At 70.7% G+C, this 25,012-nt stretch carries 22 protein-coding genes, 1 tRNA gene and 1 pseudogene; 3 read left to right on the plus strand and 21 right to left on the minus strand.

What is annotated here, in order from left to right:
- Positions 1-14 precede the first annotated feature (14 nt).
- The 10 genes and pseudogenes from ruvA to pgsA all read right to left on the minus strand — a co-directional run bounded on the left by ruvA (position 15) and on the right by pgsA (position 7,514).
- The gene (gene ruvA / locus IE178_RS05850; RefSeq protein WP_184765634.1) at positions 15-620 is read right to left on the minus strand and encodes a Holliday junction branch migration protein RuvA; all 606 of its coding nucleotides are present in this window, start codon (positions 618-620) and stop codon (positions 15-17) included.
- Complete coding sequence (gene ruvC, locus IE178_RS05855) at positions 617-1,237, minus strand: crossover junction endodeoxyribonuclease RuvC (RefSeq protein WP_193511537.1); 621 nt, start codon at positions 1,235-1,237, stop codon at positions 617-619. Before ruvC ends, ruvA begins: the two co-directional genes overlap by 4 nt.
- Before the next feature lie 128 nt (positions 1,238-1,365).
- Positions 1,366-2,118, minus strand: coding sequence for a YebC/PmpR family DNA-binding transcriptional regulator (locus IE178_RS05860; RefSeq protein WP_184765632.1), 753 nt, complete (start codon positions 2,116-2,118; stop codon positions 1,366-1,368).
- A 48-nt stretch (positions 2,119-2,166) separates the two neighbouring features.
- On the minus strand, positions 2,167-2,775 hold the full coding sequence (gene pdxT, locus IE178_RS05865; protein ID WP_184765631.1) for a pyridoxal 5'-phosphate synthase glutaminase subunit PdxT: 609 nt from the start codon (positions 2,773-2,775) through the stop codon (positions 2,167-2,169).
- A gap of 7 nt (positions 2,776-2,782) precedes the next feature.
- The gene (gene pdxS, locus IE178_RS05870) at positions 2,783-3,694 is read right to left on the minus strand and encodes a pyridoxal 5'-phosphate synthase lyase subunit PdxS (RefSeq protein WP_184765630.1); all 912 of its coding nucleotides are present in this window, start codon (positions 3,692-3,694) and stop codon (positions 2,783-2,785) included.
- Between the two features lie 134 nt (positions 3,695-3,828).
- Positions 3,829-3,969: pseudogene (locus IE178_RS05875) on the minus strand (helix-turn-helix domain-containing protein); the annotation flags it as partial.
- 121 nt (positions 3,970-4,090) lie between these two features.
- Positions 4,091-4,633, minus strand: coding sequence for a hypothetical protein (locus IE178_RS05880; RefSeq protein ID WP_184765629.1), 543 nt, complete (start codon positions 4,631-4,633; stop codon positions 4,091-4,093).
- Positions 4,634-4,744: 111 nt separating this feature from the next.
- Entirely contained in the window at positions 4,745-5,908 is a 1,164-nt protein-coding gene (locus IE178_RS05885; protein ID WP_184765628.1) for a glycosyltransferase family 4 protein, read from the minus strand.
- Positions 5,905-6,846 carry a phosphatidylinositol mannoside acyltransferase gene (locus IE178_RS05890; protein WP_193511538.1) on the minus strand — a complete coding sequence of 314 codons (942 nt, stop codon included), beginning with the start codon at positions 6,844-6,846 and terminating at the stop codon, positions 5,905-5,907. The genes IE178_RS05885 and IE178_RS05890 overlap by 4 nt, the downstream gene beginning before the upstream one ends.
- A complete protein-coding gene (gene pgsA, locus IE178_RS05895) occupies positions 6,843-7,514 on the minus strand; it encodes a phosphatidylinositol phosphate synthase (protein ID WP_184765626.1) in 672 nt (223 codons plus the stop codon). The genes IE178_RS05890 and pgsA overlap by 4 nt, the downstream gene beginning before the upstream one ends.
- Before the next feature lie 299 nt (positions 7,515-7,813).
- Between pgsA and IE178_RS05900 the strand changes: the two genes are divergently transcribed.
- Positions 7,814-10,012 carry an elongation factor G-like protein EF-G2 gene (locus IE178_RS05900; protein WP_193511539.1) on the plus strand — a complete coding sequence of 733 codons (2,199 nt, stop codon included), beginning with the start codon at positions 7,814-7,816 and terminating at the stop codon, positions 10,010-10,012.
- Positions 10,013-10,230: 218 nt separating this feature from the next.
- Positions 10,231-11,886, plus strand: a complete 1,656-nt coding sequence (locus IE178_RS05905) for an AbeC-like domain-containing protein (protein WP_184765624.1) — start codon at positions 10,231-10,233, stop codon at positions 11,884-11,886.
- A 314-nt stretch (positions 11,887-12,200) separates the two neighbouring features.
- Here the strand turns inward: IE178_RS05905 and IE178_RS05910 are convergent, their stop codons facing one another.
- The 4 genes from IE178_RS05910 to IE178_RS05925 form a co-directional block, all read right to left on the minus strand.
- Positions 12,201-12,746: an HIT family protein gene (locus tag IE178_RS05910; protein WP_184765623.1), complete on the minus strand. Its 546-nt coding sequence runs from the start codon at positions 12,744-12,746 to the stop codon at positions 12,201-12,203.
- 82 nt (positions 12,747-12,828) lie between these two features.
- Complete coding sequence (gene thrS / locus IE178_RS05915) at positions 12,829-14,805, minus strand: threonine--tRNA ligase (protein WP_184765622.1); 1,977 nt, start codon at positions 14,803-14,805, stop codon at positions 12,829-12,831.
- A gap of 93 nt (positions 14,806-14,898) precedes the next feature.
- Positions 14,899-16,125, minus strand: a complete 1,227-nt coding sequence (locus tag IE178_RS05920) for a hypothetical protein (RefSeq protein WP_193511540.1) — start codon at positions 16,123-16,125, stop codon at positions 14,899-14,901.
- A complete protein-coding gene (locus IE178_RS05925) occupies positions 16,122-16,688 on the minus strand; it encodes a DUF4365 domain-containing protein (RefSeq protein ID WP_184765620.1) in 567 nt (188 codons plus the stop codon). Before IE178_RS05925 ends, IE178_RS05920 begins: the two co-directional genes overlap by 4 nt.
- A 168-nt stretch (positions 16,689-16,856) precedes the next feature.
- Between IE178_RS05925 and IE178_RS05930 the strand changes: the two genes are divergently transcribed.
- A complete protein-coding gene (locus IE178_RS05930) occupies positions 16,857-17,582 on the plus strand; it encodes a 3'-5' exonuclease (protein ID WP_193511655.1) in 726 nt (241 codons plus the stop codon).
- A 130-nt stretch (positions 17,583-17,712) separates the two neighbouring features.
- On the opposite strand, the gene IE178_RS05935 is transcribed toward IE178_RS05930, so the two are convergent.
- From IE178_RS05935 to IE178_RS05965, 7 genes are all read right to left on the minus strand, one after another.
- Positions 17,713-17,784 (minus strand) — tRNA-Val (locus IE178_RS05935).
- Between the two features lie 39 nt (positions 17,785-17,823).
- Positions 17,824-18,273 (minus strand): SRPBCC family protein, encoded by a 450-nt coding sequence (locus IE178_RS05940; RefSeq protein WP_184765619.1) that lies wholly within the window; start codon positions 18,271-18,273, stop codon positions 17,824-17,826.
- Positions 18,274-18,309: 36 nt separating this feature from the next.
- The gene (locus IE178_RS05945) at positions 18,310-21,045 is read right to left on the minus strand and encodes an exo-rhamnogalacturonan lyase family protein (protein ID WP_193511541.1); all 2,736 of its coding nucleotides are present in this window, start codon (positions 21,043-21,045) and stop codon (positions 18,310-18,312) included.
- A gap of 100 nt (positions 21,046-21,145) precedes the next feature.
- Positions 21,146-21,745, minus strand: coding sequence for a hypothetical protein (locus tag IE178_RS05950; protein ID WP_193511542.1), 600 nt, complete (start codon positions 21,743-21,745; stop codon positions 21,146-21,148).
- 10 nt (positions 21,746-21,755) lie between these two features.
- Entirely contained in the window at positions 21,756-22,631 is an 876-nt protein-coding gene (locus IE178_RS05955) for a carbohydrate ABC transporter permease (RefSeq protein ID WP_184765616.1), read from the minus strand.
- Complete coding sequence (locus tag IE178_RS05960) at positions 22,628-23,584, minus strand: carbohydrate ABC transporter permease (RefSeq protein WP_184765615.1); 957 nt, start codon at positions 23,582-23,584, stop codon at positions 22,628-22,630. The genes IE178_RS05955 and IE178_RS05960 overlap by 4 nt, the downstream gene beginning before the upstream one ends.
- A 14-nt stretch (positions 23,585-23,598) precedes the next feature.
- Positions 23,599-24,888 (minus strand): ABC transporter substrate-binding protein, encoded by a 1,290-nt coding sequence (locus tag IE178_RS05965; protein ID WP_193511543.1) that lies wholly within the window; start codon positions 24,886-24,888, stop codon positions 23,599-23,601.
- Between the last annotated feature and the right edge of the window lie 124 nt (positions 24,889-25,012).

Genomic DNA, 25,012 nt, shown 5'->3' on the forward strand with positions numbered 1-25,012 from the left:
GCTCTCCGTACGGGCTATCGGGCGCGGTTCAGCGTCTGCAGGGCCGCCTTCAGCAGCTGCCCCACCTGCGGAGTGCCCTCGGCGGCCTCCGCCTGGGGCGCCACGGCGGACACGGCCTCGTCGGCCTCGCGGGTGGCGTATCCGAGGCCGATCAGGGCGGCGTGCAGCTGGTCGCGCCAGCCGGTGGTGACGGGTGCGCCGACGGCGGGGGCGCCGACCGGCTCGCCGAGGCGGTCCTTCAGCTCCAGGAGCAGCTTCTGGGCGCCCTTCCTGCCGATGCCGGGGACGGCGGTCAGCGCCTTCTCGTCCCCGGTGGAGACGGCTCTGCGCAGGGCGTCGGGGGTGTGCACGGCGAGCATCGCCTGGGCCAGCCGGGGTCCGACGCCGCTGGCGGTCTGCAGCAGTTCGAAGACCTGGCGCTCGTCGTCGTCGGTGAAGCCGTACAGGGTCAGGGAGTCCTCGCGGACGACGAGGGAGGTGGCGAGTTTCGCGGGCTTGCCGACGCGGAGCGTGGACAGCGTGTTCGGCGTGCACTGGACGGCCATGCCGACACCGCCCACCTCGACCACCGCGGCGTCGGGCGCGAGGGCGGCGATCGTGCCGCTGACGAAGGCGATCATGCCGTACGGCCTTTCGATGTGTGGGGGGTATTCGAGACGTGCGGGGCTTGCGGAGTCCGCGGGGCTTGCGCTGTCCGCGGGACTCGCGCTGTCCGCGGGGCTTGCGCGGCGTGCAGGGCGACGGCCTGCTGCAGCCGGTTCTGGGCGGGGGCGCGCCAGATGTGGCAGATGGCGAGCGCGAGGGCGTCGGCGGCGTCGGCGGGCTTCGGCGGCGCGTCGAGCCGCAGCAGCCGGGTGACCATGGCGCCGACCTGTGCCTTGTCGGCACGGCCGGAACCGGTCACGGCGGCCTTGACCTCGCTGGGGGTGTGCAGCGCGACGGGGATGCCGCGGCGGGAGGCGCACAGGATGGCGACGGCGCTGGCCTGGGCGGTGCCCATCACCGTACGGACGTTGTGCTGGCTGAAGACGCGCTCCACGGCGACGAACTCGGGCCGGTGCTCGTCCAGCCACTGTTCGAGGCCCTGCTCGACGGCGACGAGGCGGTGGCCGAGGTCGGCGTCCGCCGGCGTGCGGACCACTCCCACGCCGAGCATGGTGAGCGGCCGTCCGGCGACGCCCTCCACGACACCGACACCGCACCGGGTCAGCCCCGGGTCCACCCCCAGCACACGCAACGCCAACCCCTGCCTTTCGATCGCCTGTTTGTGCAGGCTATCGGGTGCCACCGACAACGCCCGGCAAGGGAACGGGCCGACGGGAGCGTCCCGTCGGCCCGTCGAGCCTGCTGAAGCCCGCGGCGGCGTCAGGCGTCGACCTTCTCCATGATCTCGTCGCTCACGTCGAAGTTGGCGAAGACGTTCTGCACGTCGTCGCTGTCCTCCAGGGCGTCGATCAGCTTGAAGATCTTCTTGGCGCCCTCTTCGTCCAGCTCGACCTGCATGGTCGGGACGAAGTTGGCCTCGGCGGAGTCGTAGTCGATCCCGGCGTCCTGCAGAGCGGTGCGCACGGCGACCAGGTCGGTGGCCTCGCTGAGCACCTCGAAGGACTCACCGAGGTCGTTGACCTCCTCGGCGCCCGCGTCCAGGACGGCGGCGAGGACGTCGTCCTCGCTCAGCTCGCCCTTGGGGACCATCACCACGCCCTTGCGGTTGAACAGGTACGACACCGAGCCCGGGTCGGCCATGGAGCCGCCGTTGCGGGTCATCGCGACACGCACGTCCGAGGCGGCACGGTTGCGGTTGTCGGTGAGGCACTCGATGAGCACCGCGACGCCGTTCGGACCGTAGCCCTCGTACATGATCGTCTCGTAGTCGGCGCCACCGGCCTCGAGACCGCCACCGCGCTTGATGGCGGAGTCGATGTTCTTGTTCGGCACCGACTGCTTCTTGGCCTTCTGAACGGCGTCGTAGAGGGTGGGGTTGCCCTCCAGGTCGACACCGCCCATACGCGCGGCGACCTCGATGTTCTTGATCAGCTTCGCGAAGAGCTTGCCGCGCTTGGCATCGATCACGGCCTTCTTGTGCTTCGTCGTGGCCCATTTAGAGTGGCCGGACATCTGCCTGTCTCCTTCGCGTAACCCAGCTCTGCAACGAACGCAGGAATCCTACAAGGACTCGGCTGTCCGCTTCGCCCGCACCATGTCGACGAACAGGCCGTGCACGCGGTGGTCGCCGGTCAGTTCCGGGTGGAACGACGTGGCCAGAGCGTTGTCCTGACGGACCGCGACGATGTGTCCGTCGTGCTCGGCGAGGACCTCGGTCCCGGCACCGACCGACTCCACCCAGGGGGCCCGGATGAAGACGCCCTCCACCGGATCGCCCGGGACGCCCTTGACACCGACCGCGGCCTCGAAGGACTCGTTCTGCCGTCCGAAGGCGTTGCGGCGCACGATCATGTCGATGCCGCCGACGGTCTCCTGACCGGAGCGGGGGTCGAGGATCTTGTCGGCGAGCATGATCATGCCGGCGCAGGTGCCGTAGACGGGCATGCCGTCGCGCACGCGTGCGCGCAGGGGTTCCATCAGCCCGAACAGGACGGCCAGCTTGGAGATCGTGGTGGACTCGCCGCCCGGGACGACGAGGCCGTCGACCTCGGCGAGTTCCTCGGGGCGCCGCACCGGCCTGGCCACGGCGTCGGCCGCGGCCAGGGCGATGAGGTGTTCCCGTACGTCGCCCTGGAGAGCCAGGACGCCTATGACAGGTGCTTCGGTCATGAGGGGGTTACCAGCCGCGGTTGGCGTAGCGCTCGGCCTCGGGGAGGGTGTCGCAGTTGATGCCGACCATGGCCTCGCCCAGGTTGCGGGAGGCGTCCGCGATGATCTTCGGGTCGTCGTAGAAGGTGGTGGCCTTCACGATGGCGGCGGCGCGCTTGGCCGGGTCGCCGGACTTGAAGATGCCGGAGCCGACGAAGACGCCCTCGGCGCCGAGCTGGCGCATCAGCGCGGCGTCGGCCGGGGTGGCGACACCGCCGGCGGAGAACAGCACGACCGGGAGCTTGCCCAGCTCGGCGACCTCCTTGACCAGCTCGTACGGGGCGCGCAGCTCCTTGGCGGCGGCGTACAGCTCGTTGTTGTCGTAGCCGCGCAGCCGGGCGATCTCGTTCTTGATCTGGCGCAGGTGGCGCACGGCCTCCACGACGTTGCCGGTGCCGGCCTCGCCCTTGGAGCGGATCATGGCGGCGCCCTCGGCGATGCGGCGCAGGGCCTCGCCCAGGTTGGTGGCACCGCAGACGAAGGGGGTGGTGAACGCCCACTTGTCGGAGTGGTTGACCTCGTCGGCCGGGGTGAGGACCTCGGACTCGTCGATGTAGTCGACACCGAGGGACTGCAGCACCTGGGCCTCGACGAAGTGGCCGATGCGGGACTTGGCCATCACCGGGATGGAGACCGCGTCGATGATGCCCTCGATCATGTCCGGGTCGGACATGCGGGCCACGCCGCCGTCCTTGCGGATGTCGGCCGGGACCCGCTCCAGGGCCATGACGGCGACGGCGCCGGCGTCCTCGGCGATCTTCGCCTGCTCCGGCGTGACGACGTCCATGATCACGCCGCCCTTGAGCTGCTCGGCCATGCCGCGCTTCACGCGCGCGGTGCCGGTCTCGGGACCCTGGTTTTCGGAGAGCGTGCTGGACACGGATGACCTCGCTGAGGGGAAAGAGGGGGTTTCTGCAGCACCGAGGAAACGTGAACGGACCAGTCCACAGCAAGGGCCAATGGGAAGGCGGTGGATCCTTTTCGGTCGGTGGCGGCCTGGCGCGTGACCGGATCCCGCTCGGCCCATCGTTGGGCGGTGGTCGGCGAGACCTGGAAGCGCTCGGCGGCCCGGCGCAGGGGCCAGCCGTCCTCGACCACGCAGCGGGCCAGGCGCAGCCGGCCGGTCTCGGTCAGGGGTGCATTACGGTGGGGCACGAGGGCCTTTCTGGTTGGTGTAGACGTCGCAATCCACACCGAACCGGAAGGCCCTCACCCATTTCAAGATCCCTCAACCGAGACCTGGCTCACCCGTCCACAACCTCCCGGGACAGAACACCTAGGCCGCCCGCTCGATCAGGGCGGCCGGCGGCTCGTCGTCCATCTCGAAGGCCATCGGGAAGGGCGCGTGTCCCGCCAGCCGGAACCAGCGCACCTTGCGGTGCCGTCGCAGCGCCCGTGCCGCCCGTACGGTGTCGTTGTGGAAGCGGCGGGCCATCGGCACCCTGCGGACCGCCTCGGCGAGCTCCGACGCCGCCTCCACTCCCCCGGGCGCCTCTCTGACCGCGTCCACCTGATGCGCGTCGCCGAAGACCGCGCGCAGCGCCTGGCTCAGCTCGCTCTCGGCGACCTCGCGCTGTTCCTCGACCGCCTGCCGCGCGGCGTGCGCCGCCTCGTACAGCACGATCGAGGCGGCCGGATCGAGCACGCCCGAGGTCGCCAGTTCCTGGGCGACGGAGGCACGGCGCAGCAACTGTGCGTCGAGCGCGGCACGGGCGGCGTCGATCCGGGCGTGCAGCCGGTCCAGCCGTCCGGCCGTCCAGCTCAGATAGAGGCCGATGGCGACGAGGGCGACGAGGATCCAGATGAGGGTTGCGGTCACGGGCGGCAAGGCTAGTACCGCCGGCCGCGGATTCCGTGCCTGGGGCCGCTCCCCTGCCCCCTCCAGCCCGCGCAGCCGCTGCCTCGGGCTCCGGGCGGGCCGACGGCCGGGTCAGTCCCGGGCCAGCCCGAACCGGGCGCGCAGTCCCGTCGCGCGGTCGTCCGCCGCCACCGCCGCCGCGCCCGCCGTCACCGTCTCGTAGACCGACAGGATGTCCGCGCCGACCGTCGACCAGTCGAAGCGGCGGACGTGGGCGCTGCCGCGTTCGCGCAGCCCCGCGCGGCGTTCCGGGTCGTCGAGGAGCCGCACGGCCGCCTCGGCGAGCGCGTCCGCGTCCTCGTTGGCGAACAGCTCGCCCGCCGACCCCTGATCGAGGACCTGGGCGAAGGCGTCCAGGTCGGAGGCGAGCACCGGCGCGCCCGCGGACATCGCCTCGACCAGGATGATGCCGAAGCTCTCGCCACCGGTGTTCGGCGCCACGTACAGGTCGACGCTGCGCAGGAAGCGGGCCTTGTCCTCGTCGCTGACCATGCCGAGGAACTCCACGCGCGAGCGGAGCTCCCGGGGCAGCGGCTCGACCGCCTCCTTCTCGTCGCCGCGGCCGGCGACCAGCAGCCGCGTCTGCGGGCGGGCGGCGAGGATCTTGGGCAGGGCCTTCATCAGCACCGGCAGGCCCTTGCGGGGCTCGTCGATCCGGCCGATGAAGCCGATGGTGTCGCCCTGCCACTCGGCTTTCGGTTCGGCACGGGCGAAGAAGTCGACGTCGACGCCGTTCGGGATGACCACCGCGTCCCCGCCCAGGTGCTCGACGAGGGTGCGGCGGGCGTACTCGCTCACCGCGATCCGCGCGCTGATCTTCTCCAGGGCGGCCTGGAGGATCGCGTACGCGGCGATCATGGCCCGGGAGCGCGGGTTGGACGTGTGGAAGGTGGCGACGATCGGTCCCTCGGCCGCCCAGCAGGTCAGCAGGCCGAGCGAGGGCGAGGTCGGCTCGTGGATGTGGACGACGTCGAACGCGCCCTCGTGCAGCCAGCGCCGCACGCGCGCGGCCGACAGGAAACCGAAGTTGAGCCGGGCCACCGACCCGTTGTACGGCACGGGCACCGCGCGGCCCGCCGAGACGACGTACGGCGGCAGCGGGGTGTCGTCGTCGGCCGGGGCGAGCACGGACACCTCGTGGCCGAGGCGGATGAAGTACTCGGTCAGGTCCCGGATGTGGAACTGGACACCCCCCGGTACGTCCCAGGAGTACGGGCAGACGATGCCGATCCTCACGAGGTCCCCTTCCGGTCGTTCTCGGGGTCCGTCGCGGGGTCCCGCGCGGGGTCGAGGTCCTTGATCCACAAGCGCTGCAGCATGTGCCAGTCCTCCGGATGGTCGGCGATCCCCGTGGCGAAGGCGTCGGCGAGCGCCTGTGTCATGACAGACGTCTTCTCGGGGCGCGTACCCGACTCGGGGACCTCGACCGGTGCGTGGACCCGGCCCCGCATCACCGGCGAATCGTCGTACCAGAGGGTCACCGGCAGCAACCGTGCCCCGGTGTGCTGGGCGAGCAGCGCGGGGCCGCCCGGCATCCGGGCCCGCTCGCCGAAGAAGTCGACCTCGACGCCGGAGGCGGACAGGTCACGGTCGGCGACCAGGCAGACCAGTCCGCCGCCGCGCAGCCGCCGGGCCAGGGTGCCGAAGGCGGAGCCGCCGCTGTGCGGCAGCACCTCCATGCCGAGGCTCTCGCGGTAGGCGACGAACCGGTCGTACAGCGTCTCCGGCTTCAGGCGCTCGGCGACGGTGGTGAACGGTATGCCGAGCGCGGTGGTGACCCAGGCGCCGGCGAGATCCCAGTTGGCGAGGTGCGGCAGCGCGACGATGACGCCCTTGCCGGCCGCCAGGCCGTCGGTCACGTGGTGCATGCCCTCGACGTCGACGCCGGCCGCGATGCGCTCGGTGCTCCAGGCGGGCAGCCGGAAGGACTCCATCCAGTAGCGCAGATACGACCGCATGCCCGCGCGGGACAGCTCGGCGAGCCGCGCGGGGCTCGCATCGGGCACCACCCGCGCGTAGTTGCTCTCCAGCCGGAGCACGCCCTCGCCGCGCTGTTTCCAGGCGAGGTCGGCGATGGTCCGGCCGAGACGGACGGCGACCGGTTCGGGCAGTCGCTTCACCGTGCTCCAGCCGGCGCCGTACAGGGCGTCGGTCAGCCGATCCTGCGCGCTCACTTCGCGGCCTCGCTCCCCTGGGGCTCCTGCCGTTCCGCGGCCTCCGCCTCGGCGGACTCCCGGCGCACGGTGACGACCCGCTGGATCAGCGTGACCAGGCTGCCGACGGCCACGATCCACAGGGCGACCGGCAGCAGGTACTGGATGCCGGGCACACCGAAGGCGTGCATGCCCGCGAGACCGGCCGCGACCAGCGAGATCACCAGCCGTTCGGCTCGCTCGACCAGCCCGTTGACGGCGACCGGCAGGCCGATCGACTCGCCGCGCGCCTTGGTGTACGACACCACCTGGCCGCTGGCGAGGCAGAAGATCGACACCGCGCACAGGACGTTGTCGTCGCCGCCGCCCGCGTACCACAGGGCGAAACCGCCGAAGACCGCCCCGTCGGCGACCCGGTCGAGGGTGGAGTCCAGGAAGGCGCCCCAGCGGCTGGAGCGCCCCAGCTGGCGGGCCATGTTGCCGTCGACGAGGTCGGAGAACACGAACAGGGTGATCACGACCGTGCCCCAGAAGAACTCGCCCATGGGGTAGAAGACCAGCGCGCCCGCGACCACACCCGCGGTGCCGATGAGGGTGACCGTGTCGGGGCTGACCCCCCGCCGGATGAGAAACGCGGCGAACGGTGTGAGGACACGCGTGAAGAATGCACGCGCGTACTTGTTCAGCATGGCCTTCCCGAGGGTCGGTGTGGCCGCGCGGCCCCTGCTGGCCACCCGGCGGGCCCAATCGTAGCCACGCGCGCGCGTGGCCGACGGCGGGGCACCCGGGCGCCGCCGCCGAGCCCCGCCGCAGCCGCGGCCGGCACCGCCGTGAGCAGGGCGGCACGCCGCGATCACGTCCTTCGTATGGACGCGCCGTGACGGGAGTGGAAAGCTCGAATGACCGCGGGCGTCGCCGGAGCCGCACCGCACGCGGATTCCGCGGGTCCGCGCCCACAGTGACCTCACCGTGCACGGGAGGCAGGACCATGGGCGACAAGGCGCGTACACACCCCGGAGCCGCCGGCAGGGCACAGGCGGCCGACCACCCCGCGTCCGTACGGAATGTGGTGCTGGTCGGCCACTCCGGATCGGGCAAGACGACTCTGGTGGAGGCTCTCGCGCTGAGCGCGGGAGCGGTGAACCGGGCGGGCCGCGTGGAGGACGGCGGCACCGTCTCCGACTACGACGAGATCGAGCACCGGCAGCAGCGCTCCGTGCAGCTCTCGCTGGTGCCGCTCGAATGGGACGGCATCAAGGTCAACCTACTGGACACCCCCGGATACGCCGACTTCGTCGGGGAACTCAGGGCCGGTCTGCGGGCGGCGGACGCGGCCCTCTTCGTCGTCTCGGCCTCGGACGGCGTGGACGGCCCGACCCGCATGGTGTGGGACGAGTGCGCGGCCGTCGGCATGCCGCGCGCCCTCGTCGTCACGCATCTGGAGGCGGCCCGCGCCGACTTCGACGAGATGACGCGGGTCTGCGCGGAGACCTTCGGCGCGGACGACCCCGACGCCGTGCTGCCGCTGTACCTGCCGCTGCACGGACCGGCCGGGCCCGACGGGCACGCGCCCGTGACCGGCCTGATCGGACTGCTGTCGCAGAAGCTGTTCGACTACTCCACGGGCGAGCGCAAGGAGTCCGAGCCCGGCGAGGAGCAGCTGCCGCTGATCGAGGAGGCCCGCAGCCGGCTGATCGAGGGGATCATCGCCGAGAGCGAGGACGAGACCCTCATGGACCGCTACCTCGGCGGCGAGCAGGTGGACGTCGAGACGCTGGTCGAGGACCTGGAGCGGGCGGTAGCGCGCGGGGCGTTCTTCCCCGTCCTGGCCTCCGCCCCCGCCGCCGAGGGCGCCCGCCAGGGGCTCGGCACGGTCGAGCTGCTCGAGCTGATCACCGGCGGTTTCCCGACCCCGCTGGAGCACGGCACCCCGCGTGTGACCACGGTCGACGGCAGGCCGCGCGAGCTCAAGCCGTGCGACCCCGACGCGCCCCTGGTCGCGGAGGTCGTGAAGACCTCCTCCGACCCCTACGTCGGCCGGCTCTCCCTGATCCGGCTCTTCTCCGGCACCCTGCGGGCCGACCAGACCGTCCATGTCTCCGGGCACGGGCTGGCCGACCGGGGCCACGAGGACCACGACGTCGACGAGCGGATCGGCGCCCTGTCCACACCGTTCGGCAAGCAGCAGCGGCCGGTGTCGCACGTCATCGCGGGCGATCTCGCGTGCGTGGCGAAGCTCGGCCGCGCGGAGACCGGCGACACCCTGTCCGCCAAGGACGAGCCGCTGCTCATGGAGCCGTGGGAGATGCCCGATCCGCTGCTGCCGCTGGCCATCCAGGCGCACAGCAAACCGGACGAGGACAAGTTGTCGCAGGGCCTGGCCCGGCTGGTGGCCGAGGACCCGACGATGCGGCTGGAGCAGAACCAGGACACCCACCAGGTGGTGCTGTGGTGCCTGGGCGAGGCACACGCGGACGTGGCCCTGGAACGCCTGCGCAGCCGCTACGGCGTCCAGGTCGACGTCGTACCGCACCGGGTGTCGCTCAGGGAGACGTTCGGCGGCAGGGCCACCGGGCGCGGCCGGCACGTCAAACAGTCCGGCGGGCACGGTCAGTTCGCCATCTGCGAGATCGAGGTGGAGCCGTTGCCGAACGGCTCGGGCATCGAGTTCGTGGACAAGGTGGTCGGCGGCGCCGTGCCGCGGCAGTTCATCCCCTCGGTCGAGAAGGGCGTACGGGCCCAGGCCGGCAAGGGCGTCGTCGCCGGGCATCCGCTGATCGACGTACGCGTGACCCTCCTCGACGGCAAGGCGCATTCGGTGGACTCCTCCGACGCCGCGTTCCAGACGGCGGGCGCGCTGGCCCTGCGGGAAGCGGCCTCGGACGCGAAGATCCATCTGCTGGAGCCGGTGGCCGAGGTGAGCGTCCTGGTCGGTGACGACTACGTCGGCGCCGTCATGAGCGACCTGTCCGGCCGGCGCGGCCGGGTGCTCGGCACCGAGCAGACGGCCGGCGGCCGCACCCTCGTCAAGGCCGAGGTCCCGGAGATCGAGATCGGCCGTTACGCCGTCGACCTGCGCTCCCTGTCGCACGGCACCGCCCGCTTCAGCCGTCGGTACGCGCGACACGAGCCCATGCCGCCCCAGGTCGCGGAACGGGTCAAGGAAGAGGCGCGCAAGGCCTCTTAGTCGGCTCCGGGCGCCCGCGGGGACACCCGGCGGGCGCCCGCGCACGCGCCTCGTTCCGGACAACTTCGGAACGCTTCACTCCGTACCGGCGGGCGGCTTGGGCCTTCCGCCGACGGACGGCGGTGGCTGCGGATACGCTGAAGACCTGATCAACAGGTGTGCGCAGCACGGAAGTCGGGAAGGCCGCATGACGACAGTCGCGGCGATCGGGGGCGGGAATGACCGTTGAGAGCGGTTACGCGGAGTTCTTCGGTCCGCAGGTACCGCGCACGGGCGACGAGGGGCAGACGCCGACGTTCGCGCTGGCCTCGGCGGCCTATCGGGACAACGAGGCCGAGGAGATACTCAAGGCCAACAACGAATGGCACAAGTCGGCCGTCAGCAAGCCCAGGCTGGCGCTGTTCCGGCCGAACCTGGGTGAGGCGTTCTCCCGGGCGGTCATCGACCGGATGCTGGGCTCCGGTCGCGCTCCGCTCATCCAGTCCTTCGGCACCCAGCCGCAGGTGGTGGTGGAGCACGCGCTCGCGGCGCACCGCATCCGCCGGGAGCGCGACAACTGGCTGAGCGCCGTGATGGTCCTGTGCGGGCTGCTGTTCCTGCCCGGGCTCCTCGTGTGGCTGCTGGTCTTCCAGATCCGTACGACGATGGCCAGGCGCGAGGACAAGCGGGCCGGCATGCTCGCCACCACCCTGCTGCTCGCGGTGGGCGCCCTCGCCGTGCTGTTCCTGATCCGCATGCCGTTCGACGGGTTCTGGGGGTGGTACGCGCGCGCGTCGGTGATCGCCCCGGTGGTGGGCTGGTTCTGGGCCAAGCAGATCTGCGAACGCACCGCGAAGGACCTGCGGGAGCGCTGGAGCAGCCTGCTCTCCGGCAGCAGCGTCGGTGCCAAGGTGCCCGAGGCGGTGCCGAGCAGCCCCGGCGAGACGGCGGCCGAGCAACTGCGTCAGTCCCTGGCCCGGCTCAGCGCCGAGCAGCAGTCCAACTCCGTGTTCTACGCCGGGCCCAAGGGCATACTCGGCATGGGCACGCGCTGGGGCAGCTGGCAGCTCGCCGAGGATCTGGTGCCGGCCGACGCGGACCGGGAGATCCACCCGTTCCGCAGCTGGGACGTCATCAAGTCCATCCACGACCGGCTGCGGATGCTGGAGCGTGGTCCGCTGCACACCGGAGGCTTTCCCAAGCCGTCGATACGGCACTGGATCGTCACGCCGATCGGGGAGAACGCCACGTCGGTGTCACGGCCCGAGGGCACGGACGTCGAGGCGTACCAGATCAAGTCGCACGCCATACAGGACATCTGCAACAAGCAGCAGTTCGGAGCGGGCGACCGGCACTACCTGGGCGTGCAGTGGACGCTGTGGGACGGCCAGTTGGTGATCACCATGCTGATCACGGTGACCGTGCTGCACGAGACGCTGCGCATCGAGGTGACCGGGCACGCGCTGGGGCCGGTGCACTCGCTGTTCACCAGCGGGCCCGCGGCCAAGGAGAAGGTGGTCCAGAAGTCGGTCAAGTTCTGGGAGACCCGGAAGGTGAAGCTCCCACTGGTCGACTCGGACGAGGTGGTACGCCTGGCCGCCAGGGCACCGCTGACCTGGTATCCGCCGCTGCTGTACTGGCTCGGCGGCAAGCTGAGCCTGCCCGAGCCGTTCGGTCTGCGTCACGCGTGGGCGGACAAGCCGTGGCGGCACCGGTTCATGGCGGACGACGCGTTGCGTGCGGCGACGCCGGTGCTGCGGGTGGTGCACGCCGCTGCGATCAAGGTGCTGCGGGAGAACGGCGTGGACACCGAGAAGTTCGGCGCGCGGTCGTCGTCGCTGAGCGCGGCGGTACAGGATGCTGCGCCGAAGACGGCCGACGTCTACGACGCGTAGGGGGTCGCGAACCGCGCCCACCCGTGCCGCCGGAGCGGCACGGGTGGGCGCGGCGGCACCCCGTCAGCGCCGGGTTGCGTGTCCCACCCCCGCGCCCGCACCTGCACCCGGCGGCCGGGGCGCCGGCCGCGGCTAGGGCCGGTCTGACCATTCGCGTCGTCGCCCGCAGGGCGGCCTCGCGGCGTCAGGTGCGTGCTCTCGGCGTGCCGGGCGCAGAGCCTCGTACGGGATGTACTCGGCTCTGCGCCCGGTGCGGCGAGAGTGCGTGCATGGCGTCGCGAGGCAGGCGGGAACTGTCAGACAGGGCAATACACCTAGGCCGGCCACGCCTCCGCGAGCATCTTGCGGGTGTCCGCCAGCAGCTGCGGCAGTACCTTCGTGTGTCCGACCACCGGCATGAAGTTCGTGTCGCCGCCCCAGCGCGGCACGATGTGCTGGTGCAGGTGGGCGGCGATGCCGGCGCCCGCGACCGTGCCCTGGTTCATGCCGATGTTGAAGCCGTGCGCACCCGACGCCGTACGCAGCGCCGTCATCGCCTGCTTGGTCAGCTCGGCGAGCTCCGCCGTCTCCTCCACGGTGAGGTCCGTGTAGTCGGCCACGTGCCGGTACGGCACCGTCATCAGGTGGCCGCCGGTGTACGGGTACAGGTTGAGCACCGCGTAGACCCGCTCACCGCGCCGGAGGACCAGACCGTCCTCGTCGGACTTGGCCGGGATCGCGCAGAAGGGGCAGCCGTCGTCGGCGCCCGGGCCGCTGGGCTTGTTCTCGCCCTGGATGTACGCCATCCGATGGGGTGTCCACAGACGCTGGAACGCGTCCTGCGTGCCCACTCCCCACTGCTGCTCCGGCTCACTCGTCATGCGTGCAGCATATGGCGTCGCCGGGGGCCCGCGGAAAAGGCCCCCGGGATCGCTCCCGGGGGCCTGTGAGCCGTCCGCGCGGTCAGACCTGCGTCCGCTCCTCGACGACCTTGGCGATCTTGGCGATGGCCTCGTCGACGGGGATGCCGTTCTCCTGCGAGCCGTCGCGGTAGCGGAAGGAGACGGCGCCGTTCGCCATGTCCTCGTCGCCCGCGATGACCATGAAGGGCACCTTCTGCTTCTGGGCGTTGCGGATCTTCTTCTGCATCCGGTCCGAGGAGGAGTCGACCTCGACGCGCAGGCCCTGCTTGCGGGCCGCGTCGGCGAACTTCTCCAGGTACTCGACGTGCGCGTCGCCGATCGGGATGCCGAGCGCCTGCACCGGCGCCAGCCACGCCGGGAACGCGCCCGCGTAGTGCTCCAGCAGCACCGCGAAGAACCGCTCGATGCTGCCGAACAGCGCGCGGTGGATCATGACCGGGCGGGTCTTGGAGCCGTCCGCGGCCGTGTACTCCAGGTCGAAGCGCTCCGGCAGGTTGAAGTCGAGCTGGATGGTCGACATCTGCCAGGTGCGGCCGATGGCGTCCTTGGCCTGCACCGAGATCTTCGGGCCGTAGAAGGCGGCGCCGCCCGGGTCCGGGACCAGCGGCAGGCCCTGCTTCTCGGCGACCTGGCGCAGCGTCTCGGTGGCCTCTTCCCAGGCCTCGTCGCTGCCGACGAACTTCTCCGGGTCCTTGGTGGACAGCTCCAGGTAGAAGTCGGTCAGACCGTAGTCGCGCAGCAGGTTCAGGACGAAGGTGAGGGTCCTGTCGAGCTCCCCGGACATCTGCTCGCGGGTGCAGTAGATGTGCGCGTCGTCCTGGGTGAAGCCGCGGGCGCGGGTCAGGCCGTGCACGACGCCCGACTTCTCGTAGCGGTAGACCGTGCCGAACTCGAAGAGCCTCAAGGGGAGTTCCCGGTACGACCGCCCGCGCGCGTCGAAGATCAGGTTGTGCATCGGGCAGTTCATGGGCTTGAGGTAGTAGTCCACGCCCTCGTCGAGCTGCATGGGCGGGTACATGCCGTCGGCGTACCAGTCCAGGTGGCCCGAGGTCTCGAAGAGCTTCCCCTTCGTCGCGTGCGGGGTGTAGACGAACTCGTAGCCCTCTTCCTCGTGGCGGCGCCGCGAGTAGTCCTCCATGACCCGGCGGACGATGCCGCCCTTGGGGTGGAAGACGGCGAGTCCGGAGCCGATCTGCTCCGGGATGGAGAACAGGTCGAGCTCGCTGCCCAGCTTGCGGTGGTCGCGCTTCTCGGCCTCGGCGAGGAACTCCAGGTGCGCCTTCAGCTCCTCCTTGGACGGCCAGGCCGTGCCGTAGATGCGCTGGAGCATCGGGTTCTTCTCGCTGCCGCGCCAGTAGGCGGCCGCGTTGCGCATCAGCTTGAACGCCGGGATGTTCCGGGTGGTGGGCAGGTGGGGACCGCGGCAGAGGTCCTTCCAGCACAGCTCGCCGGTCTTGGCGTCCAGGTTGTCGTAGATCGTCAGCTCGCCGGCGCCGACCTCGACGTCCGCACCGTCGTCGTGCGAGGCGGAGCCCTTGAGGCCGATCAGCTCCAGCTTGTACGGCTCGTCGGCGAGCTCCTCGCGGGCCTGGTCGTCGGTGACGACACGGCGCGAGAAGCGCTGGCCGCGCTTCTGGATCTCCTGCATCTTCTTCTCGATGGCCTTGAGGTCATCGGGGTGGAAGGGCTTCTCCACGTCGAAGTCGTAGTAGAAGCCGTCCCTCACCGGCGGGCCGATGCCCAGCTTGGCCTCGGGGAACAGCTCCTGCACGGCCTGGGCCATCACGTGCGCGGTGGAGTGGCGCAGGATGTTCAGACCGTCCTCGGAGGAGATCTCCACTGCCTCGACGGTCTCGCCGTCCTCGACCTCGTAGGAGAGGTCCTTGAGCTCACCGGCCACGCGCGCGGCGACGACCGAGCGCTCGCCGGCGAAGAGCTCGGCGGCCGTAGTGCCCGTCGTCACCACGCGTTCTTCCCGCTCGGAATCGCGTTGGATGATCACACGGACGTCTGACACCGGTCTCTCCTGACTGAAGGGTGTGGTCGCGGCGCCATACCGGAGCGCACGCATGGGTGCGATCGTACCGACCCGGGCCCGCCCTCCGCGAAATCAGTCTCCGCAGTGCGGGCCGCAGGCCTCGCCGAAGAAGTCCAGGTGCTCCTGGAGTGCCTTCATCAGCCGGTCCCGTTCGGCCTCGTCGACCTGCACCGGTACCAGCTCACCGGCCCCGGTGAGCCGGCGGAAGCCGCCCCGGCTCTCCAGCCGCCCGCGCACCCGCACCGGCAGCCCGACGAGGTGCGCGTGCCCGGCGATGCGGTAGTCCTCCTCGCCGAGCGTGATCCGGACGTGGCCGATCTCGGCCCCGGCGAGTACGCGCAGCCGGACCGTGCCCTCGCCGCGCGGTCCGGACCGGTGCATCCGCACCACGGCGCCGGTGATCCGCACCGGCACGGACGGTTCCGCGCGCCGGTAGCGCCGGCCGGCCTCGCGCAGGACGGGGAGGTCGCCGGGTGAGAACTCGACGGGTTCCGCGGCGGCCGCGCAGCCCTCGGGCACACCGGCCGCCGGGGCCCAGGCCACGCCGATCCGGGCGCCCTCCGTGCCCCGGACCAGGGCGACGAGGGCCTCGGTGAGCTCGTGGCTGACCCCCACCGCGACGGCCGTGTCGAACGCGTCCATGCCGCCGGTGGCACGGCGGTAGTCGATGGCCTCACGGGTGGCGTGCAGGGCCTGGTGGAGGCGTACGGCGAGGGAGCGGCCGGTGGTGACGGGGGCGAACGCGGTCAGCAGACGGCCGCCCGGCGCCGGACCGACCAGGACGCTCTCCAGTGCGGCCGCGGCCGAGCGGCGGTGCCGGGCGCCGTGGAATCCGGCCCGCGCGCGGGTGGCGAGCGCGGCGGCGAGCAGGGTCCTGCGGGCGGCGGAGCGCAGTTGTTCCTCCGCGGTCCAGGGGGTGGCGCCGCCGGGTCCTGCCGGTATGTCGCGCCACCAGTGGATCTCGTCGCTGGGGACGGCGAGGGAGAGCAGGATCTCGCGGGCGGAGGGCGAGTCGCTGCGGGACAGCGCGAGCAGGGCCTCGGTGAGCAGGTCCTCGCTGTCGGGGAAGGCACGGCTCTCCGGCACGAGCAGGCTGGTGCCGGTGCCCGGTCCGGGCGGGGTCCAGCGGCCGTAGCGTCCGGCGGCGCCGCCGCGCCGCTGCCAGCCGTGCCGGTGCAGGAGGGCGGTGAGCACGGCGGGGTCGATGTCGGCGGGCCCGGGCGGCCGGCCGTCGAAGGCGGCGTCGGCGGGGTGCGGGCGTACGGCCCTGAGGGGTTCGCCGGTCGGGCGGTGCGTCACGGTTTTCCTCCCGTCCCGACCCGCGTCATGATCTCGCACAGCGCCCGGTCGTCGAAGATGCGTGAGGTGGGGATCCGCACGGTGGTGCGGGTGCGGCCGGTGACCGGATGTCCGGCGAGGTTGGTCCAGTAGCAGCAGTGCCGCAGGTCGAGCCGGTCGTGGCCGGCGCGCAGCCAGTCGTCCTGCGAGCGCGGCACGATCATCACGACCAGGATCTTGTGCACCGAGACGGGGGTGCGGGCGAGCTTCGCCAGGTGCGCGTTGTCGAGCGTGAAGGAGAAGAAGCGGCCCGGCGGGCTCGGGGCGACCTGGTAGGTCGCCTTCAGCTGCACCTTGATGGTGACCTCGTCGTCGACGGTGTGCCCGGCGGCACTGTGGCTGACGTGCCAGTCGATGCCGTTGTCCGGGAAGGGCTGGGACAGTGAGCAGCCGGCGGCTGCCGCGACGGCGTGCAGATAGCCGACCTGCAGGGTCTCCATGCAGGCGGTGGTGGCGAGGGTGCCGCGAGAGGGTGGCGTGCGCTCCGGCAGCAGCCCGCCCCGTTCGGGCTGCGCGATGGCCATGACCAACAGCCTTCCGAAACGATCGTGTCCCCGGTGCGGGTCGCTGAACTGCGAGGACCCGTACTCCTGTTGTCTCCTTCCGGCGTACGGCGCAAACAGCCCGGGTATCACCGGATCGGGCAGTGGACGGTGCGTCAACTGCTGATGGTGAACGAGGGGTTGATGGGTATGGCGTGCTGGTACGAAGGGCCGCTGGCCGCTTTCGACACGGAGACGACGGGTGTGGACGTCGAGGCCGACCGCATCGTGTCGGCCGCGCTCGTCGTCCAGGACGCCCCGGGCACCCGGCCGCGGGTCACCCGCTGGCTGGTGAACCCGGGGGTGCCGGTGCCCGCCGCGGCGACGGAGGTGCACGGGCTGACGGAGGAGCATCTGCAGCGCAACGGCCGCTGGCCGGCGCCGGTGATGTACGAGATGGCGCAGGCGCTGGCCGAGCAGGCCATGGTGGGCCGGCCGGTGGTGGTGATGAACGCGCCGTTCGATCTCACTTTGCTGGACCGGGAGTTGCGCCGTCACCGCGCGTCGTCGCTGGGCCGCTGGTTCGAGCGGACGCCCCTGCTGGTGCTGGACCCGTGGGTGCTCGACAGGCACCTGGACCGCTATCGCAAGGGCCGCCGCACCCTCACCGATCTGTGCGCGCACTACGGCGTTCCGCTGGAGGGGGCGCACGACGCGGCGGCGGACGCGGTGGCCGCGCTGGAGGTCACCCGGGCGGTCGGGCGCCGTTTCGCGTCCCGGCTGGAGCGGCTGTCCCCCGGTGAGCTGCACACCCTGCAGGCGGTGTGGCACGCGGCGCAGGCCCGGGGGCTCCAGGCGTGGTTCGCGCGCAATGGCACCGAGGAAGTGGTGGACCCGGCCTGGCCACTGCGTCCGGATCTGCCGGCGGCGGCGTGAGCCTTCGAGCCCGGGTGCGCACAGGCGGGGTGCGGGGGCGGAGCCCCGCCGCGCGCGGCGAAGCCGCGCGGAAACGGACGATGGCGACTCGGCCTGCGCTTTCTGCAGGCACGAGCCGCCATCGACATCGTGGGCGATACTGGGTTCGAACCAGTGACCTCTTCGGTGTGAACGAAGCGCTCTCCCACTGAGCTAATCGCCCGGGAACGCACTGAACCATACAGGTCCGGGGAGGCTTCCTTCAAACCGCTTCCAGGTGGGCGGCCAGTCCCCGCCGCGCCGAGCGCATCATCAGGGCGTGGTTGAGGCGGAAGAGGGGCCGTCCGGGCACGGCGAGCCGGCGCATCAGCGGCTTGCGGACGTCCACCTCCTGGTCGTAGCGGACGAGGCAGCCGCCCGTCGCCCGCGCGGTGACGGTCCAGCGGGCCCAGCCGGCGAGATCGCCGGAGAGGACGACCTCCAGCACCCCGGCCGCCGGATCGCGCCGCCCCTCCCGCAGGGTGAGGAACAGGTCGTACGGGAGGAGGGAGCGGATCCGTGCGGTCCCGCCGGCGTCGTCGAGCCGGGTGACCTCCCGCACCTGGGGCCACCACAGGGGGTAGTCCTCGATCCGCTCCAGGGCGCGGTGGACCACCGGTGCGGGCGCGGGCAGGGTCCACAGACTGCGGAAGCGGTAATGGTTCCAGTCCATGGACGGAGTCTGCCCGCCCGCGCCCGGGATGTGCCGTCACGGCATCCGGTCCCCCAGCAGCGCCAGGTTCTCGATGGCGGCGAGGCCGTAGAGCGCGGTGTCGTTGGTGGAGACCCAGGTGGCCTCACTGCCCGCGACCAGGGCCGTCGGGCCGCCCACCTTCTCGGTCTTCCAGGGCGCCGACTCCTTGTAGCCGTCGGAGTCGTAGAACTTCTCCCAGGCCCGCGCGGCCAGCTTCGTGTCGCCGGTCCGGACGGCGGCGTAGGCGTCGAGGCGGGAGTGGCCCTGGAAGAGGATCAGGCTGCCGAAGTGGGAGCCGTAGCGTGCGGTCTGCTCGGCCTTGGTGGCGTTGTAGTAGCGGCAGTAGTCGTAGTACGCCTCGTCGAACGCGGGCATGTCGACCAGGTCGATGAGTTCGGCGCAGAGTTCGTTGAGGCCGAAGACGGCCGACAGGTGGGAGACCTCGACCTTCGGGGTGCCGGCGACGGCGAACTTCCCGGTGTCCAGGTCGTACAGGCCACTGCCCTGGACGAAGCCGTTGGGCTGCGCGGCGATGGTCTCCATGGTGGAGAGCACGCGGGCCCTGGCCTTCTCCCACTTCGGGCCCCTGCGCTCCCACTCGGTGAGCCAGGCGGAGACGAGTCCGCTCCAGTCGGTGCCGAAGCCGACGGACAGGGCGTTGCGGTCGGGGGTGTACGGCTCGGTGCGGATCTTGCGCAGGGGATCCAGGGCGAGGAAGGTCTCGTCGGAGTCGACGTTGGCGCGCATGAGGTCGCCGACGCGTTCGTCGGCGGTGAGGAAGTAGTAGTAGCGCCGGTAGGTGGTGTTGGCGATGCGCTGCTGCTTGGCGCTGTCGGCGAAGTGCTGGACGCCGTGCCGGGTGCCGAGGCCCGCCCACTTGCCGAGGTGGTAGACGTCGACCTCGCCGGTGTGGCGGGTCATCGCCTCGGCGAAGCGGAAGATGTCGGCGCGGCCGGAGCGCAGGTACGCGTACCAGAGCCACAGGTCGGGTGAGAGTTCGGAGTTGTCCCAGGCGTAGCCGCCGACGTCGTAGCGCCACTGGTGGCGGACGGTGTCGTAGGTGTGCATGATGTCGCCGTAGTCCCAGAAGCCGTACCAGCGGCGTTGCTCCACCTGGTCCTTGTAGTAGGTGAAGAGGAAGTCGAGGTGGTCCTCGATCTTCGCCTTGGCCGGGGTGGAGCGGTCCGGCTCGGAGTACAGGCCCTTGCCGAAGACGCCCGCCGTGATGAGCTGCTCGGGCGGGGCGGCGAGCTGCGGGAGGACGCGGACGGCCTCGACCTGTTCGGCGAGCCTCTCGGCGCTCGGGGTGGATGCGTTGGCCCAGAAGAGGAGTTCGGAGGTGCGGGCGATGCCGTAGGGGGTGCCGAACCCGGGCTCGTAGTCCTCGTAGGTGATGTTGAGGCCTTCGAGCTGTTCGGGGAAGGTGTCCTGGCCCATGCCGTCGTGGTAGAAGCGCAGGTCCATGGGCTGTGCCTCGGGCGACCAGAGCCAGAGGGTGACCTCGGCCTCGTCGGTGTGGGCACCGCGGATGTCGAGCTGGGCGGGGTGCTTCTCCCAGAAGTCGCGCAGGCCGAAGGAGAGGCCGCCGCTGACCCCGCCGACGTAGCCGAAGCCGGAGGCGCGCCGTCCGCCGCCGGCGCCGATCCAGCCGTAGCCCTTCTTGGTGCGCTTGCGCAGGGCGAAGCCGTCGGCGGAGAGCTGGGAGAGGGTGTAGTCGCCCCACTCGGGGATGTACTGCAGGCGGGTGGTGACCCGCTGGTCCCAGGTGGACGGGTCGGGCAGTTTCCTGCCCTCGAACTGGGCCTGCTGCACGGCGATGCCCGGGTCGCGGCGCAGTCCGGTGATGCCCTTGACGGCCTCGCGCAGCAGGCCGGTGCCCTCGCCGCCGATGCGGATGTGCCGGTCGTAGGACTCGTCGCGCAGGGGCACGGAGAAGCGGACGCCGATGCCGCGCACGAAGTCGCCGCTCGCCTTGCCGGGTTCCTGCGTTCCGTCGTAGGTGATGGTGTGCACCATGCGGAAGGAGTCGGCGCCCGCGTAGAAGTAGAGGCGGATGGAGAACGGCAGCCAGCCGCGGCTGCCCCTGCGGTGCTTGCCGTCGATGCGGACGACCGCGCGGACCGGGCCCTCCTGTTCGACGGTGACCTCGGCGATGGCGCCGTCGAAGCGTTCCGTGCGGACGGTGGTCTGGTCGCCGTCCTCGAACTCGGGCTGGCGCAGCACGACGAGGCGGCCGTCGCGGGCGATCTCGGTGGAGCCGCGGGTCACCGACTTGACGAGGGTGGCGCCGGAGGTGCCGATCCTGGCCGTGATGACACCGGTGGAGACGTCGATCGTGCCGCCTCTCTTGTCGACGGTGACCTTCTTCTCCGGTGCGGCGGGTGCCCCGGTGGTCAGGCTGAGCTTGCCCGAGCCCGAACTCACCGCGTGGGCGGTCCACTTGAGGGAGCCGTCGGGCCAGTAGGCGAGGGGCCAGGACTGGACGGGGACGGACTGTCCGTCGGCGTCGGTCAGTGCGAAGGTCTGGTCCTCCTGGTGGGCTCCCTTGGGCCACGGCACGCCGACGGTGGAGCCGGGCGCGGCGCCCAGGCCGCCGTCCTCCAGCCAGTCCAGGGTCACGGGGTCCGCGTCGGCGGCCTCGGCCCGGGGTGCGGCGGCGGCGTTCTGCGTTCCCAGGGCCCAGCTGAACTGGGCGGCGGCTCCGGCGACGGCGGCCGCCTTGAGAAGGGATCTGCGGGGGATGGGGGACATGGCCTTTCCTTTCCGTGCGAGGGGCAAGGTTGTGTCAAGGGCATGACAGACAGAGGCGCGGCGCCGAAGCGCCGACCTCGAACGAGGGGGGCACCGCCCGTCAGCGGTGCCGGTAGCGCTCCTCCACGGCGACGGCCGCGGCGGCGACGGCCCCGAGGACGGGAACCGCCAGCGGCGCGATGTACCAGGCGGACAGGGCCACCACGGCCATCCCGCAGACGACCAGGAAGGACCCGGCGGGATCGAGAACGGTTTGCCGCCCGGCGTCCGCGAGCGACGCCCGCCAGGCCACGCCGGGCGCCCAGACGGCGGACGCTCGCAGCAGGGCCACGGCGGCACCGATCAGCGCGAAGACGCCGACGGCCCCCACGAGCGGCCCACCGGGAATCCCGGCCCGCGCGGCCTGCACGTCCACCCAGACCGCGCCGGCCACCACCCACCCGGCGAGCCCGACGAGCCACCCGCCGCGCACGGCCGTACGGAAGTCCGCGACGAACTCCCGCGCGCCGCCGACCTGATGGGTCGTACGACGGCGCAGATGACGCGCGCCGGCGGCGAAGGCCGCGGGATAGGTGACGACCCCGAGGCAGGCCACGGCGATCCACACGCCGGTGAGCAGGCACTCGGCGAAGACCGCGAAGCGCTCGCCGAACACGGACTCCTTGCGCGGAGCGCGGGCTTTCACGCGTGCTTGCGCCATGGTGACCGCCTCAGCCCTTCAGTCCGGAGGTCGCCATACCGTCGATGAGGTAGCGCTGGAAGGCCATGAAGAAGGCGATGACCGGCACCAGCGCCACCAGCGACATCGCGATCATGCTGCCGTAGTTGGAGATGCCTTCCTGGTCCCGGAACATCATCAGGCCGAGGGAGACGGTGTACTTCTCGGGGGTGTTGAGGTAGATCAACGGCCCCATGAAGTCGTTCCAGGCGTTGATGAAGGTGAAGATCGCGCTGGTGATGATCGCGGGCCGGCTCAGCGGCAGCACGATCGACCAGTAGGTGCGCAGGTGCCCGCAGCCGTCGAGCTTGGCGGCCTCGTCCAGCTCCCTGGGCAGTCCGCGCATGAACTGCACCATCAGGAACACGAAGAAGGCTTCCGTGGCCAGGAACTTGCCCGCGACGAGCGGCACCAGGGTGTCGGTGAGCTCCAGGTTGCGGAAGAGCACGTACTGCGGGATGAGCAGCACGTGGTAGGGCAGCAGCAGTGTGCCGATCATGAGCGTGAAGAGCACGTTCCGCCCGGCGAACCGGATCTTGGCGAAGGCGTACGCGGTCAGCGAGCTGGACAGCACGACACCGGCCACGGCGAGGCCCGCGTACATCAGCGAGTTCCAGAAGAAGCTGCTGATGGCTATGCCGGAGATGCCGTCGGCGAGCCCGGAGAAGTTCGCCCAGACCGGCTCGGTGGGCAGCAGGTCGAGGCTGGCGATGATGTCCTTGCTCGGCTTGAACGAGGCGCCGACCACCCAGATCACGGGATAGAGGACGACCGCGAGGACGACGAGCGCGCCCACGTGCCAGGCGATCGATCCGGAGCGCCGCCGCTCGTTCGCGGTGGGCAGGGCAGGGCTGGTGGCACTGGTCACTTGGCGGCCTCCTCGTAGTGCACCCACTTCTTCTGCGACCAGAACAGGACCGCCGTGACGAGCGCCACCGCGACCACCAGCGTCCAGGCCATCGCGGAGGCGAAGCCCATCTGGGCCTCCTTGAAGCCCTTCTGGTAGAGGTAACAGGTGTAGACGAGCGTGGCGTCGGCGGGCCCGCACCGGGTGTCGGAGACGACGTAGGCGGAGCCGAACACCTGGAACGCGTGGATGGACTCCAGCAGCACGTTGAAGAACAGCACCGGGGAGATCATCGGCAGCGTGATGTTCCAGAACCGCCGCAGCGGACCGGCCCCGTCCACCTCGGCGGCCTCGTACAGCTCCTGCGGGACCTGCTTGAGGCCGGCCAGGAAGATGACCATGGGCGCGCCGAACTGCCAGATGCTCAGGGCCACCAAGGCGTAGATGACGTAGTCCGGGTTGCCGATCCAGCCGCCCACGTCGAGACCGAAGATCTTCTGCGTACGGTCCACGACCGCGTCGTCGGAGAACAGCGCCCGCCACACGAAGCCGACGGAGACGCTGGCACCGATGAGCGAGGGCATGTAGAACGCGGCCCGGTACAGGCCCTGTCCGCGCCGCTTCTGCGCCAGCAGCAGCGCGACGCCGAGCGCGAGCAGCAGCTTCAGAGGCGTCGCCACGACGACGTACGTGAGCGTGACCTCGACCGACTTCTGCCAGCGCGGGTCCTGGAACATCGTCGTGAAGTTGTCCAGCCCCACCCACTGGGGCGGCGTGAACAGGTTGTAGCTGGTGAACGCGTAGTACAGCGACGCGATCATCGGCCCCGCCGTGAGCAGCAGGAACCCCGCGATCCACGGCGACATGAAGAGATAGCCGGCGAGATTCTCGCGGCGCCGTCCGCGCCGCCCGGCGGCGGGAGCGGCGGACCGCTTCCCGGCCGGACGCACGGGCGCATCCTTGACGAGCGTCATGGTGGTACGTCCCCTCAGCCGGCGAACGCGGCCTTGGCCTCGTTGAACAGTGCCTTGGCGGCCTCGGCCGGCTTGCTCTTGCCCTGGGCGACCTCGCCACCGATGCGCAGGAACGCCGCCTCGATGACGTCGGCACCGGACGGATGCGGGGTGATCTTGCCCAGGACGCCGGCCTCGGCGACCTCCTCCTCGTAGGCCGCGACGCCCTGGTTGTTGGCGTCGGTGGGCTTGAACGCGTCGTACTGCTCGGTGGTGGCGAGGATGCCTCGGTCGTAGCCCATGATCTCGCCGACCTCGGGGTCGTGGACCATGAAGTCGATGAACTGGGCGACTTCCTTGGGATGCTCGGTCCCGGAGAAGGCGCTCAGCATCAGCGAACCGAGGTACTGACCGGTGGCCTTGCCGTCCGTGGTGGGGATCGGCGCGAGCCCGTAGTCCGACTCGCCCTCGCCCTCGTAGCGGATGGAGAAGTTGTCCCAGGTGAACTCGGACGCCGCGAGGCCCGCCGAGAGCGCTGACTTGGGCTTGGCCTGCTCGACCTTCTTCGGATCGGCGACGAGCCCGGACCGCACACGCTTGTAGCCGTCCTCCCACCACTGCGTCAGATCGTCCTCGGTGAAACCGAGGTCGGTGTCCGTGAAGAAGGCCTTGCCGTTCTGACGCAGGTAGAGGTCGTACAGGTACATGATGCTGAAGTACCCGGTGTCGCCGGCGATCTTGAGCTTGTCCTGGATCGTCTGGAGCCCGTCGAAGTACTCGTCCCAGGTCCAGCCGAACTTCGGCTTCACGCCGGCCTTCTCGAAGGCGTTGAGGTCGATGACGAGGGACATGGTGTTGGCGCCGACGGGGACGGCGATCTGCTTGCCGTCGACCTGACCGTTCGCCAGAACGCCGTTGCGGAAGTTGTCCAGTCTCAGATTCCCGGCGTCCGCCTGCGCCTTGAGATCCAGCAGAACACCGCGCTTGTCGTACTTGCGCAGGAAGCCGACCGCATTCTGGAAAACGTCCGGCGGATTCCCGCCGGAAGCCTGGGTCTGGAACTTCTCCCAGAACGCCTCGTAGTCGGTGAATTCAGGCTTGATCTTAATCTTCGGGTACTTCTTCTCGAAGAGCGCGATCGTCTTCTTGATGGCGATGGTACGAGGCTCGCCACCCCACCACGCGTAACGGATCGTCGTCGTTCCGTCTCCCGAGCCGCTGCCGCCACCGCAGGCGGTGGCCGTCGCACCCAGCCCCGCGACGGCCAGCGAGGCCCCCGCCGCTTTGAGGATCGTCCGCCTCTCCACATTCCTGCCCTGCTGCATTCGAGCCTCCCGCGACGTTCGCTTCCGCCTCATGAATCGTTTCAAGTAAGCGCTTGCTGCCACAAGTTACGGAGGGCCTACGGGCACGTCAATGATTCGGACAGGAATTCATGGCCGCCCGGGC

This window comes from Streptomyces griseoloalbus, from assembly GCA_014650015.1.
GTDB classification, from domain to species: Bacteria; Actinomycetota; Actinomycetes; order Streptomycetales; family Streptomycetaceae; genus Streptomyces; species Streptomyces griseoloalbus.

Excerpts from the sequence above, each read along its gene's own strand:
- ruvA (WP_184765634.1), bottom strand. The coding sequence starts at position 620 with ATGATCGCCTTCGTCAGCGGCACGATCGCCGCCCTCGCGCCCGACGCC.
- IE178_RS05860 (WP_184765632.1), bottom strand. The coding sequence starts at position 2,118 with ATGTCCGGCCACTCTAAATGGGCCACGACGAAGCACAAGAAGGCCGTG.
- pdxT (WP_184765631.1), bottom strand. The coding sequence starts at position 2,775 with ATGACCGAAGCACCTGTCATAGGCGTCCTGGCTCTCCAGGGCGACGTA.
- pgsA (WP_184765626.1), bottom strand. The coding sequence starts at position 7,514 with ATGCTGAACAAGTACGCGCGTGCATTCTTCACGCGTGTCCTCACACCG.
- IE178_RS05900 (WP_193511539.1), top strand. The coding sequence starts at position 7,814 with ATGGGCGACAAGGCGCGTACACACCCCGGAGCCGCCGGCAGGGCACAG.
- IE178_RS05905 (WP_184765624.1), top strand. The coding sequence starts at position 10,231 with ATGACCGTTGAGAGCGGTTACGCGGAGTTCTTCGGTCCGCAGGTACCG.
- IE178_RS05910 (WP_184765623.1), bottom strand. The coding sequence starts at position 12,746 with ATGACGAGTGAGCCGGAGCAGCAGTGGGGAGTGGGCACGCAGGACGCG.
- IE178_RS05925 (WP_184765620.1), bottom strand. The coding sequence starts at position 16,688 with ATGGCCATCGCGCAGCCCGAACGGGGCGGGCTGCTGCCGGAGCGCACG.
- IE178_RS05930 (WP_193511655.1), top strand. The coding sequence starts at position 16,857 with ATGGCGTGCTGGTACGAAGGGCCGCTGGCCGCTTTCGACACGGAGACG.
- IE178_RS05940 (WP_184765619.1), bottom strand. The coding sequence starts at position 18,273 with ATGGACTGGAACCATTACCGCTTCCGCAGTCTGTGGACCCTGCCCGCG.
- IE178_RS05945 (WP_193511541.1), bottom strand. The coding sequence starts at position 21,045 with ATGTCCCCCATCCCCCGCAGATCCCTTCTCAAGGCGGCCGCCGTCGCC.
- IE178_RS05950 (WP_193511542.1), bottom strand. The coding sequence starts at position 21,745 with ATGGCGCAAGCACGCGTGAAAGCCCGCGCTCCGCGCAAGGAGTCCGTG.
- IE178_RS05960 (WP_184765615.1), bottom strand. The coding sequence starts at position 23,584 with ATGACGCTCGTCAAGGATGCGCCCGTGCGTCCGGCCGGGAAGCGGTCC.
- IE178_RS05965 (WP_193511543.1), bottom strand. The coding sequence starts at position 24,888 with ATGCAGCAGGGCAGGAATGTGGAGAGGCGGACGATCCTCAAAGCGGCG.